Raw genomic sequence first — 18,365 nt, 5'->3', positions numbered from 1 at the left:
CCGCCGGGTGGTCGCGTGACGGAGGTCGTGGAGCCCTCGACGGTCGGCCTGGAGGCACGACTCCCGTCCGCCGTGCCGACCCGCCGCCGTCGGGTGGTCGGCCTGGTCGACACCGACTCGTTCGCGAAGTGGGGTGCGCACCTGCTCGCCACCGCTCCCGCGCACTGGGACGTCGACGTCCTGACGGTCCGGACCCCGCGGACGGCGAGCACCGCGCAGCTCCGTTCGGCGTTCCGGGGGCTCGACGAGCGTCTGGCGCACCTCGCCTCGCTGCCGCCGGAGCCGACCGACGTGGACACGATCGTGCGCCGCCTCCGCGACGACCCGCCGGACGCGGTGCTCGTCGCGCTCATCGGTCCGGTCGCGGAGCTCGTGATCGACCAGGTGCACCGGCACGTCCCCGACCGCCCGGTCCTCGTGACCGGCCTTCCGGGCATCTCCTACCCGGCGAAGTGGAAGGGCGTGTTCCTCCGCGCCCGCGCCGACCTGTTCGTCCTGCACAGCCACCGCGAGGTCCGCGCCTACGACGAGCTCGCCCGCACCGGCGGCCTGGAGCCCGCGTTCGCGCTCGCCACGCTGCCGTTCGCCCGGCCGTCAGGCTCCCGCCGGGACGCGCCGGGTGGAGCGACACCGGTGCGCGACTCGGTCGTGTTCGCCGCGCAGCCGAGCGTGCCGAGCGACCCAGCCGAGCGGCAGCGGATCGTGCACTGGCTCGCCGCGACGGCGCTCGCCCACCCGGAGTGGCGGGTGGTCATCAAGGTCCGGGCGACGACGGGTGAACAGCAGACCCACCGCGAGGAGCACCCCTACGCGGAGCTCGTCCCCGCCGACGCGCCGACGAACCTCGTCGTCGAGTCGGGGCCGATGGCCGAGCACCTCGCCCGCGCGCTCGCCCTCGTGACGGTGAGTTCGACGGCCGTCCTCGAGGCCGTGGCCGCCGGCGTCCCCGCACTGACGCTGACGGACTTCGGCGTCGGCCCGCAGCTCATCAACGAGGTCTTCGTGGGCAGCGGCCTCCCGGGTGATTCCTCCGACCTCATCGCCGGGCGCTTCCGGACGGTCCGGCCCGAGTGGCTCCGCGACAACCACTTCCACCCGTCGTCGGACGACGACTGGACGGGACGTGCCGAGGACCTCATGCTGCAGCGGGACGCCGGGAGACTCGTCGACCGGCCGGCAGCTCGGCGGAGTCGTGGTGGGGCACTGCGCCGGGCCTGGGAACGGAAGAACGCGCTCGGCCGCGACGATCGGTCGGTCCTGGGCAGCGTCGCGCTCGTGGTGGGGACGCCCGTCCGTGGGACGAAACGGGTCGTGCGGAAGGTGATCCGTGCCTCCAGGCCGGCTTCACCCGTCGGCGGGCGGGAGGGCCTTCGCGACGGCGACCAGCAACTGGTCGCGCGTCGGTACGCCAGGTGACCGGAACACCTCGGCCCCGTCGTCACCCCGCACGATGAGCGTGGGGGTCGACCGGATGCCGAGGTGTTCCGCGTCGTCGGGCTGCGCCGCGACGTCCCGTTCGGACACGGTCAGGCCCGGCACGAGCGCCGCTGCCTCAGCGGCGACGCGTCGTGCCGCGGCGCAGGGCGCACAGAAGGCCGAGGTCCAGAGGTCGAGTCGCACGGCGGGGTCAACGCGGCGTGGTACCGGTCTACTCCCGGTCGAACTCGCCGGAACGGTCACCGCGGTCCTGCAGGTCGTCCACTGGGTCGGAGTCGGACGGGTCGTAGGTGTACTCGCCGGAGGTCTGGTCGAGCACCTGGCGCGACTTGGTGAGGCGGTAGGCGAAGGCCGTCTGGAGCCCCTCGACGTCGGCGTAGACGGTGATCTCCTCGTCCAGCGCGTCACCCGTGGCGGTGCGGGTGTCGGTCGTGCCGTCGAAGGGGCCGCCGTGGAAGATCGCGGTGTACTCGTCGCCCTCGGAGATCGTGATGTCACTCATGCATCCCTTGTACCAGGGGGCACCTGTTGACTGATCCATAGCAGGGCTATATAGTTTTGCTATGGAAACATCCCGCGAACAGACGGTCGAGACGCTCCTCGTCTCGGTGAACCGCCTGATCCGCACCGCCGTCCGGTCCACCGGCAACACGACCTCCCCCGCGGTCTGGCGCACGCTCGGCATCCTCGAGACCGAGCAGCCACTCCGCCTCGGCGAGCTCGCCGAGGCGTCCCGGGTCGCACAGCCCACGATGACCCGACTCGTCGCCGGCATGCTCGACGACGGACTCGTGTCCCGGACGGTCGACCCGGACGACTCGCGGGGCCAGCTCATCTCGATCACGGACGCCGGGCGCGAGCATCTGGCCACCTGGCGCGCCGTCCTGACGCGGACGGTCGGGCCGCTCTTCGCCGACCTCACCGACGACGAATGGGACGCGCTGCACGGAGCAGCCGCCATCATCGCCGCCCGGAGCACCACCACCACACGAACGGAGATCACCGCGTGAACGCCCACGCACCCGCCGCCTCCGGCAGCATCCTCAAGCAGTCCTCCGCGGTCTGGGCCATCGCCTTCGCCTGCGTCGTCGCCTTCATGGGCATCGGCCTCGTCGACCCGATCCTCCCCGCGATCGCGACGTCCCTCGAGGCGACCGCCGCGCAGACCGAACTGCTCTTCACGAGCTACCTGGCGGTCACCGGTGTCGCGATGTTCTTCACCAGCTGGGTGTCGAGCCGGATCGGACCGAAGAACACCCTGCTCATCGGTCTCGCCCTGATCGTGGTGTTCTCCGTGCTCGCGGCCACGTCGAACAGCGTGTGGAGCATCATCGACTTCCGCGCCGGCTGGGGTCTCGGGAACGCACTGTTCATCTCGACCGCCCTCGCGACCATCGTCGGAGCGGCGTCCGGTGGCACCGCGTCCGCGATCATCCTGTACGAGGCCGCACTCGGCCTCGGCATCGCGATCGGACCGCTCGTCGGCGGCCTGCTCGGCAACGTGAGCTGGCGCGGCCCGTTCTTCGGCGTCACCACGCTCATGGCCATCGCGTTCATCGCCATCGTCACGCTGCTGAAGACGTCCGGCATCGAGAAGCCGACGCCGACGAAGCTCTCCGCACCGTTCCGTGCACTCGGCCGCCCGGCACTCGCAGCGCTCGCCGTGACCGCACTGTTCTACAACATCGGCTTCTTCGTGCTGCTCGCCTACACCCCCTTCCCGCTCGGCTTCGGCGCGATCGGGATCGGCTTCACGTTCTTCGGCTGGGGCGTCGGACTGGCGATCACGTCGGTCTGGGTGGCGCCGATGCTCACCGCACGGCTCCGCCGCACGACGGTCCTCAAGATCGCGCTGCCGTTGCTCGCGCTCGACCTGTTCGCCGCGGCCGTGGTCGTGTCCTCGCAGGTCGGCCTGATCGCCTGCGTCATCATCGGCGGCCTCGTGCTCGGCGTGCTCAACACCGTCCTCACCGAGTGCGTCATGGAGGCGACGGACCTCCCCCGCTCCGTGGCCTCCAGCGCGTACTCCGCGGTGCGGTTCATCGGCGGAGCCATCGCCCCGCCCGTGGCGACCCTGCTGGCGGACGCCATCGCGCCGAGCGCCGCGTACGTCTTCGCCGGGGTGTCGGTCGCGATCGCGTTCGTGGTGGTCGCTGCCACGACCCGCGTCCTGCGCCGCGTGGACGACGGTCCCGAGTCGGAGCGGGTCGAGGCCGAGGCGGTCACCGCCGGCGAGATGGTCTGACGCACGGTCCCCACAGCGAGGATGCATGGGCACCCGAGCCAAGACGGCCCCGCCACCACCCGCGGCGGGGCCGTCGGCGCACGGGAATAGGATCGACGACATGGCAACTGCGAACGACCGCCTCGTCTGGATCGACTGCGAGATGACGGGCCTCGACCTCGCGGTCGACGAACTCGTCGAGGTGGCCGTCGTCGTCACCGACTTCGACCTCGTGCCGGTGCACCCCGGGTTCGACATCGTGATCAAGCCGGACCAGTCCGCACTCGACAACATGAACGAGTTCGTGACGAACATGCACACGACCTCGGGTCTGATCGACGAGATCCCGGACGGCGTGAGCCTCGCCGACGCCGAGTACCAGGTGCTCGAGTACATCCTCGCCCACGTGCCGGCCGAGGGCACCGCTCCCCTGGCCGGCAACACCATCGGCACGGACCGAGCGTTCCTCGCCAAGTACATGCCGCGGGTGGACAACCACCTGCACTACCGGAGCGTCGACGTCTCGAGCATCAAGGAGCTGTGCCGACGGTGGTTCCCGCGCGTGTACTTCAACGCCCCGGAGAAGCACGGCGGTCACCGTGCCCTGGCCGACATCCTCGAGTCGATCCGCGAGCTCGAGTACTACCGCCGCGCGGGGTTCGTCGCCGACCCGGGCCCCTCGACCGACGATGTCCGTGCCGTCCAGGCCGAGGTCGTCGCGAAGTGGGAGCCGCGGCTCGCCCAGCCCGCCGAGTGACGACACACGTGGTCGGAGTGCGGTCGCGCATGTACTACTATTGAGTGGTCGCGCCGGTCACCGGTGTGGACGTGGTGGGTATAGCTCAGTTGGTAGAGCGCCTGGTTGTGGTCTAGGAGGTCGCGGGTTCGAGACCCGTTACTCACCCCACGGGATGAGCCCTCGGTGTTGCACCGAGGGCTCTTCTCTTTCACCGAGGCTACCGATATTCCAGGTACCATGGTGAAATGTCACAACGCCCCCGTCTCCACGCGCCGACGAAGCGGCTCGACATCCAGGGACTCCGGGCCGTCGCGGTCGTCCTGGTCGTCGCCGAGCACGTCTTCGCTCAGCCCATCGGCGGCTTCGTCGGCGTCGACGTGTTCTTCGTGATCTCGGGGTTCCTGATCACGTCGCTCCTGCTCGCGGAGCACTCCCGGACCGGTCGCATCTCCTTGACCGCGTTCTACTGGAGACGGGTCCGGCGCCTCATGCCCGCCGCGGTCGTCGTGATCGCAGCCACGCTGGCGGCTGTCCTCCTCCTGGTGCCGCAACGGGCTCCGCAGTCGCTCGCGGACGCCGGATGGAGCCTCGTCTTCCTGGCCAACTGGCGGTTCGCCGACCAGCAGACCGACTACTTCGCAGCCGACGGCCCGGTCTCACCGTTCCAGCACTTCTGGTCGTTGTCCGTGGAAGAGCAGTTCTACCTCGTCGTCCCCGTGCTCCTGGTGACGACACTCGCGATCGGTCGACGGAGCAGCCCTCGCGTCGTCGCGCTGTCGACCCTGTCGGTGGGGGTCGTCGCATCCGCCGTTCTGGCCCCGATCCAGAGCACTGCTGACCCCGAGACCGCGTACTTCTCGACTCCCGTCCGGGCGTGGGAGCTCGGAGTCGGGAGCCTGCTCGCCTTCGGGACCGCCATCTGGGGACGCCTGCCCGCGTGGTTCGGGACGTCCCTGTCGTGGACGGGACTGGTCGGGATCCTGGTCTCCGCCGTCTGCATCACCGGTCAGGGCGCGTTCCCGTTCCCCGCCGCTGCGGCGCCGGTGATCTCCGCGGCGATGGTCCTCGTGGGTGGTGTCCGTGGTCCGACGAGCGGTGCAGCCGTGCTGCGGGCCGGTCCGCTGGTGTCGATCGGCAACGTCAGCTACTCCCTTTACCTCTGGCACTTCCCCCTGTTCATCGTCATCGGCGCCGTCGATCCGAGTGCCGTCTGGTGGACGGTGCCCCTGAGCATCGCTCTTGCGTACGTCAGCTACCACCTCATCGAGCGCCCGTGCTCGGTCGCCCCCCTCGCGATGTGGCACCGTCGCGAGCGTGCACGCTTCCGGGAAGCGCTCCGTCCGCAACGTCGCTCGGTCCAGGTGAGCGCGATCGGACTCGCGGCGGTGACCGCTGTGGTGCTCAGCTTGGTCGCGACGGACCGTGTCCGACCGATCGATATCCCGACGGTGCCGCTCGCTGCAGACGCAACGGCGGCACCGACGGTCGGTGGCGAAGACCGCCCCGCGCTCGCGGCGCTCGGCAAGGGCATCGTCGACGCGCTGTCGGCGACGTCCTGGCCAGAACTCGACGACGGTCCCGGTGCGAACCTGGTGGGGACGCAGCACCCCGAGTGCGGGCGCCTGTCACCCGCTCCGTCCGCGGAGACGTGCACGTTCGGGTCGCCGACCGCGGAACGATCGCTGATGCTGGTCGGCGACTCGACCGCCGTGCACTGGATCGACGCGTACCTGCGGTTGCAGGACGACGGCCTGCTGGCGGGCTGGCGGATCGTGACACGGACCGCGTTCGGCTGCCCGTTCATCGACGCTTCCCTGGGAGGCCAGGACGCAACCGAGTGCGCCTCCTTCCGCGCGGACACCCTCGACCGGATCACCGAAGTCGAACCCGACGTACTCGTGATCACGAACACGTTCGCGGACACTGGCGTGGATGGTGACGGGACAGCGCCGGGAGCCGCTGAATGGGCCGCAGCCACGCAACGCTACGTCGTCGACGTCCGGGAGTCGGTCGGGAAGGTCGTCCTCGTCTCGCCGCCCCCGGCGGGTCAGAGCGTCCAGAACTGCTACAGCGTCGGAGGCTCTCCCTCAGCGTGCATCACCGAGACGTCATCGGCATGGCGATCACGACTCGCAGCGCTGAACGCCGTGGCGGGCGACGACGCGACCGTCGTCGACTCCCGGCCGCTCTTCTGTACCGCTGACACCTGTCCGGCTTTCGTCGAGCGGACGATCGTCAAGAAGGACTTCGTGCACCTCACGAGCGCCTACGCAAGGAAGAGCGCGCCCGCGCTCGGCGAGCTCCTCCGGTCACGGTCCGTGTTCGAGGACACACTGGTGGGACACTGATCTGCGTGCAGATGTCTCCCGACGACTTCGAGCAACTCGTCTCCGATGAACTCGACCGGCTGCCCGACGACATGCTCGACGGCCTCGACAACGTTGCTTTCGTGGTCGAGGACGCTCCCGAGGACGGCTCCGACCTCTTCGGCGTGTACGACGGCGTCGCAGCGACCGAGCGCGGGCAGTACGGGTTCGGGGAGCTCCCGGACCGCATCATCGTGTTCCGTGCAGCGCACCTGGCGGAGTGCGACACCGAGGAGGAACTCCGCGACGAGGTGCACACGACCCTGGTGCACGAGATCGGGCACTACTACGGGATCGACGACGAGCGCCTGCACGAACTCGGCTGGGCCTGACCGGAGACGCCACCACGCACGCCCCCCAACCGCCGCGCACGCGGCAGCCACCGCCCGCCGCCAGCGGTCGTCCGGAGCGGGCGTCGTCCGGAGCCGACGGTCGGCGACCACCAGTCGGCACCTCGAGGATCAGGTCCGGATGACCACGTCGGCGAGGGACGCCGGGTCCTCGGCGTCGATGAACGCCTGCTCCTGCGCCGCCCACCGGTCCCACTCGCGGGCGAAGACGTCGCCGTCGCGGCCGATCGCCCGGCGCCACCGTTCGTCGTCGTCCGCCTCCAGCCACACCCGCAGGCTCGCCAGCGGTGCCGAGGCTCGCGACAGGGCACCGCACCCCTCGACGACGACCGGCAGGTCCGGGTCGACCGTCGTCCAGCCGGCGGGCGCCGAGGTCGCCCAGTCCCACCGTCGGTAGCCTGACGCCGGACCGAGCACGTCGGTCGACACGGCGGCCGCTGCTGCACGGAGCCCGTCCCACCCCGGGTAGACGTCGTCGAGATGGACGACCTGGGCTCCGATCCGTTCGGCGAGCGCATCGCCGAGGGTCGTCTTGCCCGTCCCGGAGCGTCCGTCGAGCAGCACCACCACACGCGCGCCGGCGGGGACGGCGGTGCGGACGCGCGACTCGAGCACGTCGAGACGGTGGGGGACGATCCGAGCCGGCGCCGCCGGAGCGACCCGTGCCGCACCGCCGTCGCCGTCAGGCACGCCAGGTCCCCGCCGCGATCGCGACCGCGGTGGCGACCACGCCGATCGCGACCAGCACCGCGACCATCGCCCACTCCGGGCCCCTGAAGCGCGCCGGGCGCGCCCAGGTGCGGCGTCCGGGTGCTCCGAAGCCGCGGGACTCCATCGCGACCGCGAGGGTGGTCCCCCGTCGGAGCGCGAGCACGAGCAGCGCGAACGCCATCGACGCAGCGCGGCGGATCCGTCCGGTGTCGGCGAGGCCGCGCGCTCGGCGAGCCATGGCGAGCTGGCGCCAGTCGTCGCCGAGGAGGGTGATCATCCGCACGGCCGCGAGTGCCCCGAGGACGAACCGAGCGGGCAACCGGAGCACCTGGGCGAGTCCGTCCGCGAGGTCGGTGGGGTCGGCCCGGATGAACAGCACGACACCCGGCAGTCCGATCGCGAGCACCCGGAGCGCTGTCGCGAGCGCGAGCGTCAGGGAGCCGTCGGTGACGTGTGCGAAGCCGAGGTCGAACCACTCCCGTCCGGAGGGTCGGCCGTACAGCGCGATGCTGAGCGCCGTGAGCGGGACCGCGAGGAGCACGGGCGACGTCCGGAGCAGCAGGGTGCGCGGTGGGATGCGGAGGAGCGGCAGGAGCGCCAGCTCGAGTCCGAGGGCGACCGCCGCGGAGACCACGTCGAGGCTCAGGACGAGGAACACCCCGAGCCCGAGGACCCCCAGGAGCGCGGCGACGGGCTGGACGCCGCGGATCCCGCGGCCGGCGGGTGGTGGCGCGGGTCGGCCGGGAGGCACGGGTCGCGTCCGGAGCGCGGGCGCTGTCGGCGGGGCGCTCACCGCAGTACCCCCGGCGCTGCCGGCTCCGCCGGGGCCGCCGGGGCCGCCGGCTTCGCCGGAGCCGCCAGCTCTTCGGCACACTCGTCCGTCGGGCGGGTCTCGCGGTCGTCGGCGCCCGCGGCCGACGGTCGGCTCACGCCGTCGGCGGCGAGCACGACCTCCTCGGCGTCGAGCGCCCGGACGAGATCGCGGTCGTGGGTCACCGCGACGATCGCGGTGCCCGCGTCGGCGAGCGCACCGAGGTGCTGCACGACGGACTCCCACGTGGCACGGTCCTGTCCGGACGTCGGCTCGTCGAGGACGACGACCGGCGGGCGGCTCGCGACGACCGCGGCGATCGCGAGCCGCCGTTGTTCGCCGCCGGAGAGGGTGAACGGGTCGGCGTCAGCGAGGTGGGCGAGGCCGAACTCGTCGAGCAGGTCGGCGACCCGGTCGTCGACCCCGTCCTGGTCGAGGGCGCGCGGGCCGGCGGCGAGTTCCTCGCGGACGCTCCGGGCGACGAACTGGTGCTCGGGGTCCTGGAACACCGTGCCGATCCGCGCCGCGAGGGCTCGGCTCGACCACGCGTGCGGGGCGGTGCCGGTCCGGGCGTTCCCGGCGAGTGCAGGCGAGGCCGTCAGCGTGCCGTCCGCGGGGCGGAGGAGGCCCGCGAGCGTCAGGCCGAGCGTCGACTTGCCGACGCCGTTCGGACCGGTGACGGCGACGACCGCACCCGACCGCACCGAGAGGTCGATGCCGGACCCGACGCGCTGCCGCTTCCCACGAGCCGTGCCCAGTCCGTCGGCGCGCAGCAGGTCGGTCGAGGAACCCGGACGGCCGCGCCGTGCGCTTCCCCGCGCGGGCTCGGCACCGGGCACCCACACCCCTGCAGCCGTCAGGCCCTCGCCGTGCGTCGCGAGCACGGAGTCGGGAGGGCCGTCCGCGACCACGCCGCCGCCCGGTTCGAGCAGCACGAGCCGGTCGACCAGGTCGAGCCACGTCCCGATGCGGTGCTCCACGACGAGGAGGGTCGCCCCGGTGGCGTCGAGCAACGCGCGGACGGCGTCGTGCACCTGCTCCACACCGGACGGGTCGAGGTTCGCGCAGGGTTCGTCGAGCACGAGGGCGCCTGGCTGCATGGCGAGGACCCCGGCGAGCGCGAGTCGCTGTCGCTGTCCGCCGGAGAGCTGCGCGGTGCTGCGGTCGAGCGGCAGATCGAGTCCGACGACCTCGAGGGCGGTCTGCACCCGCGCCCAGGTCTCACCGCGCGGGACGCCGAGGTTCTCGCAGCCGAAGGCCACGTCGTCGCCGATGCGTGCCATGACGGTGTGCGCCTCGGGGTCCTGCATGACGAGTCCGACCCGACCGCGGGCCGTCCGGGGCTCGGTACCGTCGACGAGCACGCTGCCCTCGACCTCGCCGGCGGTCTCGTCGGTGGCGTCCGGCTCGTCCGGCAGCACGGCGGCGACGGCGCGGAGCAGCGTGGACTTCCCGGCGCCGGACGGGCCGACGATCGCCACCCGTTCGCCGGGTTCGACGACGAGGTCGACGCCTCGGACGGCCCACTGCTCACGTTCCGGGTAGCGCCAGCCCCAGTCGTCGAACGCGATCCGGGCGGCGGCGGTCACCGGCCGGAGCGCCGGCTGTGCTCGCGCCCGGCGGCGAAGGACGACAGCACCCCGGTGCGGGCCAGGGCGCGGACGAGGAACCACGAGCCGAGCCCGGCGATCACCGCGCCGGAGATGACCGCGCAGACGATGTAGACCACCTTGAACGCGGCGTCGTAGCCGGGGTACCAGAGGATCGAGTCGTTGATGCCGAGGGCGAGCCCGGCGGCGGCACCGGCGAGCGCGACGACCGGCAGGCGGTACACGCGGTACAGGAACAGCGCGAGGACGAGCTCCGCACCGAGACCCTGCACGAGGCCGGCCTCGAGCGTGCCCCAGCCCCACTGGGTGCCGAAGAGCGCTTCGACGGACGCGGCGACGATCTCGCCGTAGAGCGCCGCGCCGGGCTTGCGGACGACGACGGCGACGACCGGGCCGGCGAGCAGCCAGACGCCGCCGAACAGCGCCTGGGTGCCGGGGAGCACCAGCTTCATCGCCGCGCTGAGCGGCTCGTAGGGGAACTCCCAGACCCTGAAGACGACGCCGAGCGCGACCGCGAGGACACTGGCGACGACGATGTCGACGACCCGCCAGCGCAGCGAGCGCCTCGGGGCCGGGGCCGTCTGGCCGGACGACGGAACGGTGGACTGGATGCGCGAAGGCATGATGGTGACTCCTCCCTGCGCCGGCATGATCCGGATCAGGTTCGACGGTCGGAGCGCCGTTCGCTCCCTCTCAGCCCGGTGACCGGACTCCCGTGTGTGTGCCAGCAGTGTACTGCGGGCTGCACCCGCGTCGCGCGTGGTGCGCGCGGGACGGCCTGGAGGCGCGTGGCGAGCCCGCCACGCGCCTCCAGGCCGTCGTCCGCTACTTCTTGAGGACCCGCACCAGCTTGCGGAGCACGGTGCCGGTCACCCAGATCACCGGGATGCTGACCGCGAGCAGCGAGATGAGGTTCGGTTCGAACTCGAGGTCCTTGCCGGGACGGCGGACGTAGGCGCCGACCGGGATCGAGGTGCCGCCGCCACCGCCGCCACCGCCGTTCTCGTCGTCCCCGCCGCCGCCGAAGCCGAACCAGGCGATGGAGACCGGGATGAGCGTCTGGTCGCCGACCTCGACGGGCTCCCCGTAGTTCGTGCCGACCCCGACGGGGCGCACCTTGTCTGCGATCTGCGTCACGATGTTGGCCATGCGCGCGAGGCTACTCGGCGGTCCCTCCACAGGCGGGCGAGCGCGGGTGACCGTCCACCGCTGGGGCTTGTCTGCGGACGCGGACGGTCGGCGCCGATACGTTGGCATCGCCCACACCTGGAGGACCGTTTGCACACCTGGCCCGGCAACCCGTACCCGCTCGGCGCGACCTACGACGGCAGCGGCACGAACTTCGCCCTGTTCAGCGAGACCGCGGACCGCGTCGAGCTCTGCCTGTTCGACGAGGACGGCACCGAGCAGTGCATCGACCTCGTCGAGGTGGACGCCTACGTGTGGCACGCCTACCTGCCGAACATCGGGCCGGGCCAGGAGTACGGCTTCCGCGTGCACGGACCCTACGACCCGGCGAACGGCCTGCGGGCGAACCCGAACAAGCTCCTGCTCGACCCGTACGCCAAGGCCACGAGCGGCGACATCGACTGGGACCAGGCGCTGTTCTCGTACACGTTCGGCGACCCGGACTCCACGGACGACCAGGACTCGGCGCCGCACATGATGAAGGGCGTCGTGATCAACCCGTTCTTCGACTGGCAGGGTGACCGGCCTCCGCGGATCCCCTACGGCGAGACGGTGATCTACGAGGCGCACGTCAAGGGGCTCACCGAGACCCACCCGGACGTGCCCGAGGAACAGCGCGGCACCTACGCGGGCGTCGCGCACCCGGCGGTCATCGCGCACCTGCAGCGACTCGGTGTGACGACGCTCGAGCTCATGCCCGTGCACCAGTTCGTGAACGACTCGACCCTGCAGGAGAAGGGGCTGTCGAACTACTGGGGCTACAACACGATCGGGTTCTTCGCCCCGCACTCGCACTACTCGTCCTCGGGCGACCGCGGGCAGCAGGTGCAGGAGTTCAAGGCGATGGTGCGCGAGCTGCACCGGGCGGGCATCGAGGTCGTCCTCGACGTCGTCTACAACCACACGGCCGAGGGCAACCACCTCGGCCCGACGCTGTCCTTCCGCGGGATCGACAACGCCGCCTACTACCGCCTCGTCGAGGACGACAAGCGGTACTACATGGACACCACGGGCACGGGCAACTCGCTCAACGTCGGGCACCCGCACTCGCTGCAGCTCATCATGGACTCCCTGCGGTACTGGGTGACCGAGATGCACGTCGACGGGTTCCGCTTCGACCTCGCGGCCGCCCTGGCGCGGGAGTTCTACGAGGTCGACCGGCTGGCGGCGTTCTTCGAACTGGTCCAGCAGGACCCGATCGTCTCCCAGGTGAAGCTCATCGCCGAGCCGTGGGACGTCGGGCCCGGCGGCTACCAGGTCGGCAACTTCCCGCCGCAGTGGTCGGAGTGGAACGGCAAGTACCGGGACACCGTCCGGGACTTCTGGCGCGGGGAGCCCTCGACGCTCGGCGAGTTCGCCTCGCGGATCTCCGGCTCGGCCGACCTCTACGAGCACGACGGCCGGACGCCGAAGGCGAGCATCAACTTCATCACCGCGCACGACGGCTTCACGCTGTACGACCTCGTCGCCTACAACGAGAAGCACAACGAGGCCAACGGCGAGGACAACAACGACGGCGAGAGCCACAACCGGTCGTGGAACTCCGGAGTCGAGGGGCCGACCGACGACCCGGAGATCACCGCGCTGCGGCTCCAGCGGCGGCGGAACTTCCTCGCGACGCTCCTGCTCAGCCAGGGCGTGCCGATGATCGCCCACGGCGACGAACTCGGGCGCACGCAGTCCGGCAACAACAACGTGTACGCGCAGGACTCCGCGATCAGCTGGATCGACTGGGCACACGCCGACGACGACCTGGTGCAGTTCACGGCGGACGTCGTGAAGCTCCGGCACGACCACCCGACGTTCCGCCGCACGCGGTACTTCAACGGGCGCCCGGTCCGCCGGGGCGAGGGCGAACCGCTCCCCGACGTGGTCTGGCTCACCCCCTCCGGCGAGGCGATGGACCCGGAGGACTGGGACTCGGGCTTCGGCAAGAGCGTCGGCATGTACCTCAACGGCGACGGCATCCGGGGTCGCGACGCCCGTGGTGAGCGGGTCAGCGACGTCGCGTTCATCACGTACTTCAACGCGCACGACGGCGTCGTCACGTTCACGCTGCCGCCCGAGGAGTACGCGCCGGGATGGACGGTCCGCATCGACACGGCCGACCCGGGCGCTCGCGAGGAGGTCCTCGACGCCGGTTCCGCGCTCGACGTGCCCGCACGGTCGATGATCGTCCTCCGCGAAGAGCCCGACCACGAGGTCCGTACCACCCCGGTCGACGCGACCTCCACCGAGCCGAGCACCCCGAAGAACCCGGCCGGAGCCCCCGCGCCGTCCGACGAAGGAACCCGATGAGCGCCAGGCGCGTCCCCACCTCGACCTACCGACTCCAGATCACGCCCGACTTCGACCTCTCGCAGGCGCGGGACGTCGTCGACTACGTGCGCGACCTCGGCGCGGACTGGCTGTACCTGTCACCCGTGCTGCAGGCCGAACCCGGTTCGCAGCACGGCTACGACGTGGTGGACCACACCCGTGTCGACGCCGAGCGCGGCGGCGACGACGCTCTCCGGGCGTTGGCCGAGGCCGCACACACGGCAGGGCTCGGTGTGCTCGTCGACATCGTCCCGAACCACGTCGGGGTCGCCACCCCGTCGGCGAACCCGTGGTGGTGGTCCCTGCTCGAGCACGGGCAGGGCTCGCCGGTCGCGTGGGCGTTCGACGTCGACTGGGACGCCGCCGACGGGCGGATCCGCATCCCGGTGCTCGACGACCGGCTGCTCGACGCGGTCGAGCTCCGGGAGGACCGGCTGTACGTCGGCGAGACCGCGTACCCGACCGCGCCGGGAACGGTGCACACGGGCGACACGGTCGCGGACGTGCACGCTCGGCAGCACTACGAGTTCGTGCACTGGAAGCGGGCCGACCACGAGCTGAACTACCGGCGGTTCTTCGCGGTGAACACGCTGGCGGGGATCCGGGTCGAGGAACCCGAGGTCTTCGCCGCGTCGCACGGCGTGATCGGCGGCTGGTTCCGGGACGGTCTCGTGGACGGGCTCCGCATCGACCACCCGGACGGCCTGTACGACCCGGCCGGGTACCTCGACGACCTCGCTCGACTCACCGGCGGGGCGTACACGCTCGTCGAGAAGATCCTCGAGCCGGGCGAGGAGCTGCCGGCGTCGTGGCCGGTCGACGGCACGACGGGCTACGACGCCCTCGGGGTGGTCGACCGCGTGTTCGTGGACCCCGCCGGGCAGGAGGCGCTGACCGCTGCGTCGGGAGCCGAACCTGCCGACTGGCAGCAGCTCACGCACGACACCCGGCGCGGCATCGCCGACGGCATCCTCGGGAGCGAGGTCCGACGCCTCGCGCGGCTGCTCGCCCCGACGACCGATGGCCTCCCCGAGGACCGCGTCGTCGACGCACTGGCTGAGGTCATCGCGTCCTTCGACGTGTACCGGACCTACCTGCCCGAGGGCGGGCACCACCTCATCGACGCGCTCGAGAGCGCTGCCGAGGCACGTCCGGACCTCGACGACGTGATCGACCGGATCGCGCCGACCCTCATCGACCCGGACTCCGCCGCCGCGGTCCGCCTGCAGCAGACGTCCGGCATGGTGATGGCGAAGGGCGTCGAGGACACCGCGTTCTACCGCACCTCCCGCCTCACGAGCCTGAGCGAGGTCGGCGGCGACCCGAGCGTCTTCGCCGTGTCGGTCGCGGACTTCCACCGGGCCCAGCGCGATCGTCTCGGGAGCTGGCCGCACACGATGACGACGTTGACCACGCACGACACGAAACGGAGCGAGGACACCCGCGCCCGCATCGCCGTACTCGCCGAGATCGCGGACGAGTGGTCGTCGACCCTCGACCGGTTGCAGTCCCTCGCCCCGCTCGAGGACGCGGTGCTCGCCGACCTGCTCTGGCAGGCGATCGTCGGGGCACGGCCTGCCAGCCGGGAGCGTCTGCACGCCTACGCCGAGAAGGCGTCGCGCGAGGCCGGTGACAGCACCACCTGGACGGAGCCGGACGAGGACTTCGAACGTCGGATGCACGCGCTGGTCGACGCGGCGTTCGACGACCCTGCCGTGGTCGCCGTGCTCGACGCACTGGACGAGCGGATCGACGCAGCCGGCTGGTCGAACGGCCTCGGCGCCAAGCTCGTGCAGCTCACCGGCCCCGGTGTGCCGGACGTCTACCAGGGCACCGAGACGTGGGACCGCTCCCTCGTCGACCCCGACAACCGTCGCCCGGTCGACTACGCCGAGCGCCGCCACGTGCTCGCGACCCTCGACGGGCCGGAGGAGTCCGGACCCGAGCGGCTGCCCGCCATCGGGCTCGACGGCGCCGCGAAGGTGCTCGTCACGAGCCGCGCGCTGCGGCTGCGTCGCGACCACCCGGAGCTGTTCACCCGCTACCTCGGTCTCGAGGCCAGCGGCGCGGCCGCCGACCACGTGCTCGCGTTCGACCGCGGCGGAGCCGTCACCATCGCGACGCGCCTCCCGATCGGTCTCGAGCGCGTCGGTGGCTGGGGTGACACCCTGGTGCACGCGGCCCCCGTCGAGCGCGTCGACCTGCTGACCGGGAGGCGCGTGCCGGCTTCCCGGGGCATCCCCCTGGCCGAGGTGCTCGCCGACCTCCCCGTCGCCCTCCTCGTGCCCGCGGCCGTCGCCGACGGCACGGAACGTGAGTCCGCCGGAGCCGACGCCGCTGCTGACGCAGCTCCCGGCACGGCGACCGGCTCCCGGACCGGGAACGACTCCCCCACCACGTCCGGCGGCACGAGCCCCGACGAACCCGAGTCCGAGGCGCAGGCCGAGGTCGAGATCCTGGAAGGCCACGCATGACCGTCCCCGCCCGCTACGCCGTCTGGGCGCCGAACCCCGACCGCGTGCGACTCGTCGTCGACGACGTCGAGTACCCGCTGACCCGCGGCGCCGACGACTGGTGGACCACCGACGCGGTGCTCCCCCACGTCGGTGCACGCTACGGCTTCCGCATCGACGACGACGACGCCGTCCGCCCCGACCCCCGCAGCCGGTTCCAGCCCGAGGGGGTGCACGGTCCGTCCGAGGTCGTCGACCCCGAGCGCTTCGCCTGGACGGACGACGCCTGGACCGGTCGCCCGGCCCGCGGCGGGGTGATCTACGAGATGCACGTCGGCACCTTCACCCCGGAGGGCACGCTCGACGCCGCGGCCGCACAGCTCGAGCACCTCGTCGAGCTCGGGGTGTCCTTCGTCGAGGTCCTCCCCGTCAACGGTTTCAACGGCGAGTGGAACTGGGGCTACGACGGCGTCGCCTGGTACGCCGTGCAGCACACCTACGGCGGACCCGACGCCTACGACCGCTTCGTCGACCGGGCGCACGCACTGGGCCTCGGCGTCATCCAGGACGTCGTCTACAACCACCTCGGGCCGAGTGGCAACTACCTGCCGCTGTACGGGCCGTACCTGCTGCAGGGCCTCGGCAACACGTGGGGCGACTCCGTGAACGTGGAGCACCCCGAGGTGCGGCGCTACGTGCTCGACAACGTGCGGATGTGGTTCCGCGACCACCACGTCGACGGGCTCCGCCTCGACGCCGTCCACGCGATCCGCGACACCACCCGGCCGCACGTCCTCGCCGACATGGCGTCCGAGACCGATGCGTACTCGACGTTCGTCGGTCGGCCGCTGTCGCTCATCGCGGAGTCGGACCTCAACGACCCGGTCATGTTCCGCCCGCGGGAGTCCGCCGGGTACGGGCTCGCCGGGCAGTGGTCCGACGACTTCCACCACGCCGTCCACGTCGCGCTCACGGGCGAGACGAACGGCTACTACGGGGACTTCGCACCGCTCGGTGCGCTCGCGAAGGTGCTGGAGCACGGGTTCTTCCACGACGGCACGTGGTCGTCGTTCCGGGGGAAGCGGCACGGACGGCCGATCGACCGCGGGACCTCACCGACGACGGCGCTCGTGGTCGCGAACCAGAACCACGACCAGATCGGGAACCGCGCCGCTGGTGACCGGCTCGCGGCGACCCTCGACGACGAACAGCTCGTCATCGCGGCCGCACTGACCCTGCTCGGACCGTTCACGCCGATGCTGTTCATGGGCGAGGAGTTCGCGGCCTCGACACCGTGGCAGTTCTTCACCTCGCACCCCGAGCCCGAGCTCGGGAAGGTCACCGCCGAGGGGCGCATCAAGGAGTTCGCGGAACACGGCTGGGACGAGTCGATCGTGCCGGACCCGCAGGACCCGGAGACGTTCCAGCGGTCGAAGCTCGACTGGTCGTCGCTCTCCGGGGAGCGCGAGTCGACGATCCTCACCGCCTACCGGGTACTCGTCGCCCTGCGCCGCACGGAGCAGGCCTTCGTGGACCACCGCTACGAGGCGAACGCCGTCCGGTTCAGTGAGGACCGACGGTGGCTCGTGCTGTCGCGCGGGCTCCTCGGCCCGGACGCCGCTCCCGTGCACGTCGTCGTGAACTTCCTCGACGACGTCGCCGAGGTGCCGGTGCCCACCGCATCGGGTGAGGAGCTCTACCGCTTCGGGGACGCCACGGTCGAGCGAGGGTGTGTGCGCTTCACCGGTCGCGGCGTGGTCGTCGTGCGCTGACGACGACACCACGACGACGAGAGCCCCGTCGACCGATCCGGACGATCGGTGGACGGGGCTCTCCTGTGCGGTCCCCTGCGGGAGGTCAGGCGGCGCGGCGGGACACCGCGTGGGCGTTGGTGCGGACGGAGGGCAGCCGGTGGTGGTCGCGGACGAGGGCGCGGACCTCGCGCAGGCGTCGGTCGATGCCCCACTTCGTGACCAGGGTCAACGATTCGCGGACGATGTTGCCGCTCATCTTCGAGACCCCGTGCTCACGCTCGGTGAACGTGATCGGTGTCTCCACGACCCGCAGCCCCGCCTCGAGGGCACGCCAGCACAGGTCGACCTGGAAGCAGTACCCCTTCGACGCGATCCCCGCCAGGTCGATCCGTTCCAACGCGCT

General features: G+C 71.5%; 15 protein-coding genes, 1 tRNA gene, 1 pseudogene and 1 riboswitch. Of the genes and pseudogenes, 10 read left to right on the top strand and 7 right to left on the bottom strand.

Translation table 11 applies throughout. The annotated features are described in order from the left end of the window. On the top strand, positions 1–1,416 hold a 1,416-nt coding region (locus NS184_RS14405; protein WP_206556292.1), incomplete at its 5' end, for a DUF6716 putative glycosyltransferase. A 232-nt stretch (positions 1,417–1,648) separates the two neighbouring features. On the opposite strand, the gene NS184_RS14400 is transcribed toward NS184_RS14405, so the two are convergent. Beyond that, positions 1,649–1,939: a hypothetical protein gene (locus NS184_RS14400; RefSeq protein ID WP_058726796.1), complete on the bottom strand. Its 291-nt coding sequence runs from the start codon at positions 1,937–1,939 to the stop codon at positions 1,649–1,651. A 61-nt stretch (positions 1,940–2,000) separates the two neighbouring features. Between NS184_RS14400 and NS184_RS14395 the strand changes: the two genes are divergently transcribed. The 6 genes from NS184_RS14395 (at position 2,001) to NS184_RS14370 (ending at position 7,098) form a co-directional block, all read left to right on the top strand. Next, positions 2,001–2,447, top strand: a complete 447-nt coding sequence (locus tag NS184_RS14395) for a MarR family winged helix-turn-helix transcriptional regulator (RefSeq protein WP_058726795.1) — start codon at positions 2,001–2,003, stop codon at positions 2,445–2,447. Then, a complete protein-coding gene (locus NS184_RS14390; RefSeq protein ID WP_058726794.1) occupies positions 2,444–3,682 on the top strand; it encodes an MFS transporter in 1,239 nt (412 codons plus the stop codon). Before NS184_RS14395 ends, NS184_RS14390 begins: the two co-directional genes overlap by 4 nt. A 100-nt stretch (positions 3,683–3,782) precedes the next feature. Continuing rightward, the gene (gene orn / locus NS184_RS14385) at positions 3,783–4,418 is read left to right on the top strand and encodes an oligoribonuclease (protein WP_058726793.1); all 636 of its coding nucleotides are present in this window, start codon (positions 3,783–3,785) and stop codon (positions 4,416–4,418) included. A 74-nt stretch (positions 4,419–4,492) separates the two neighbouring features. Beyond that, positions 4,493–4,568, top strand: a tRNA-His gene (locus NS184_RS14380). A 77-nt stretch (positions 4,569–4,645) separates the two neighbouring features. After that, entirely contained in the window at positions 4,646–6,748 is a 2,103-nt protein-coding gene (locus NS184_RS14375; RefSeq protein WP_058726792.1) for an acyltransferase family protein, read from the top strand. 11 nt (positions 6,749–6,759) lie between these two features. Beyond that, complete coding sequence (locus NS184_RS14370) at positions 6,760–7,098, top strand: metallopeptidase family protein (protein WP_058726800.1); 339 nt, start codon at positions 6,760–6,762, stop codon at positions 7,096–7,098. A 129-nt stretch (positions 7,099–7,227) separates the two neighbouring features. Here NS184_RS14370 and NS184_RS14365 read toward each other — a convergent pair whose 3' ends face one another. From NS184_RS14365 to NS184_RS14345, 5 genes are all read right to left on the bottom strand, one after another. After that, positions 7,228–7,806, bottom strand: a complete 579-nt coding sequence (locus tag NS184_RS14365) for an ATP-binding protein (RefSeq protein WP_242863070.1) — start codon at positions 7,804–7,806, stop codon at positions 7,228–7,230. Further along, positions 7,799–8,620 (bottom strand): energy-coupling factor transporter transmembrane component T family protein, encoded by an 822-nt coding sequence (locus NS184_RS14360; protein WP_345969016.1) that lies wholly within the window; start codon positions 8,618–8,620, stop codon positions 7,799–7,801. Before NS184_RS14360 ends, NS184_RS14365 begins: the two co-directional genes overlap by 8 nt. After that, the gene (locus tag NS184_RS14355) at positions 8,617–10,227 is read right to left on the bottom strand and encodes an ABC transporter ATP-binding protein (protein ID WP_058726790.1); all 1,611 of its coding nucleotides are present in this window, start codon (positions 10,225–10,227) and stop codon (positions 8,617–8,619) included. Before NS184_RS14355 ends, NS184_RS14360 begins: the two co-directional genes overlap by 4 nt. Next, positions 10,224–10,871, bottom strand: a complete 648-nt coding sequence (locus NS184_RS14350) for an ECF transporter S component (RefSeq protein ID WP_058726798.1) — start codon at positions 10,869–10,871, stop codon at positions 10,224–10,226. The genes NS184_RS14355 and NS184_RS14350 overlap by 4 nt, the downstream gene beginning before the upstream one ends. Next, positions 10,866–10,975, bottom strand: a riboswitch (TPP riboswitch). (Overlaps the previous gene by 6 nt.) A gap of 98 nt (positions 10,976–11,073) precedes the next feature. Further along, positions 11,074–11,397, bottom strand: a complete 324-nt coding sequence (locus NS184_RS14345; RefSeq protein ID WP_058726789.1) for a hypothetical protein — start codon at positions 11,395–11,397, stop codon at positions 11,074–11,076. 129 nt (positions 11,398–11,526) lie between these two features. On the opposite strand from NS184_RS14345, the gene glgX reads away from it, so the two are divergent. Genes glgX through treZ form a run of 3 tightly spaced genes read left to right on the top strand, consistent with a single transcriptional unit; the run spans position 11,527 to position 17,980 of the window. Continuing rightward, positions 11,527–13,734: a glycogen debranching protein GlgX gene (glgX, locus tag NS184_RS14340; RefSeq protein WP_058726788.1), complete on the top strand. Its 2,208-nt coding sequence runs from the start codon at positions 11,527–11,529 to the stop codon at positions 13,732–13,734. Further along, complete coding sequence (gene treY, locus NS184_RS14335) at positions 13,731–16,229, top strand: malto-oligosyltrehalose synthase (RefSeq protein ID WP_058726787.1); 2,499 nt, start codon at positions 13,731–13,733, stop codon at positions 16,227–16,229. The genes glgX and treY overlap by 4 nt, the downstream gene beginning before the upstream one ends. Further along, the gene (gene treZ / locus NS184_RS14330; protein ID WP_058726786.1) at positions 16,226–17,980 is read left to right on the top strand and encodes a malto-oligosyltrehalose trehalohydrolase; all 1,755 of its coding nucleotides are present in this window, start codon (positions 16,226–16,228) and stop codon (positions 17,978–17,980) included. The genes treY and treZ overlap by 4 nt, the downstream gene beginning before the upstream one ends. Before the next feature lie 85 nt (positions 17,981–18,065). On the opposite strand, the pseudogene NS184_RS18410 reads toward treZ, so the two are convergent. Beyond that, positions 18,066–18,365, bottom strand: a pseudogene (locus NS184_RS18410) (dolichol-phosphate mannosyltransferase); the annotation flags it as partial.

Origin of the sequence: Curtobacterium luteum, from assembly GCF_001475545.1 — a bacterium.
In the GTDB taxonomy this organism is placed as follows: domain Bacteria; phylum Actinomycetota; class Actinomycetes; order Actinomycetales; family Microbacteriaceae; genus Curtobacterium; species Curtobacterium luteum_A.
The sequence above is the reverse complement of the archived record's forward strand: the minus strand, read 5'-3'. Positions and strand labels throughout refer to the sequence as shown.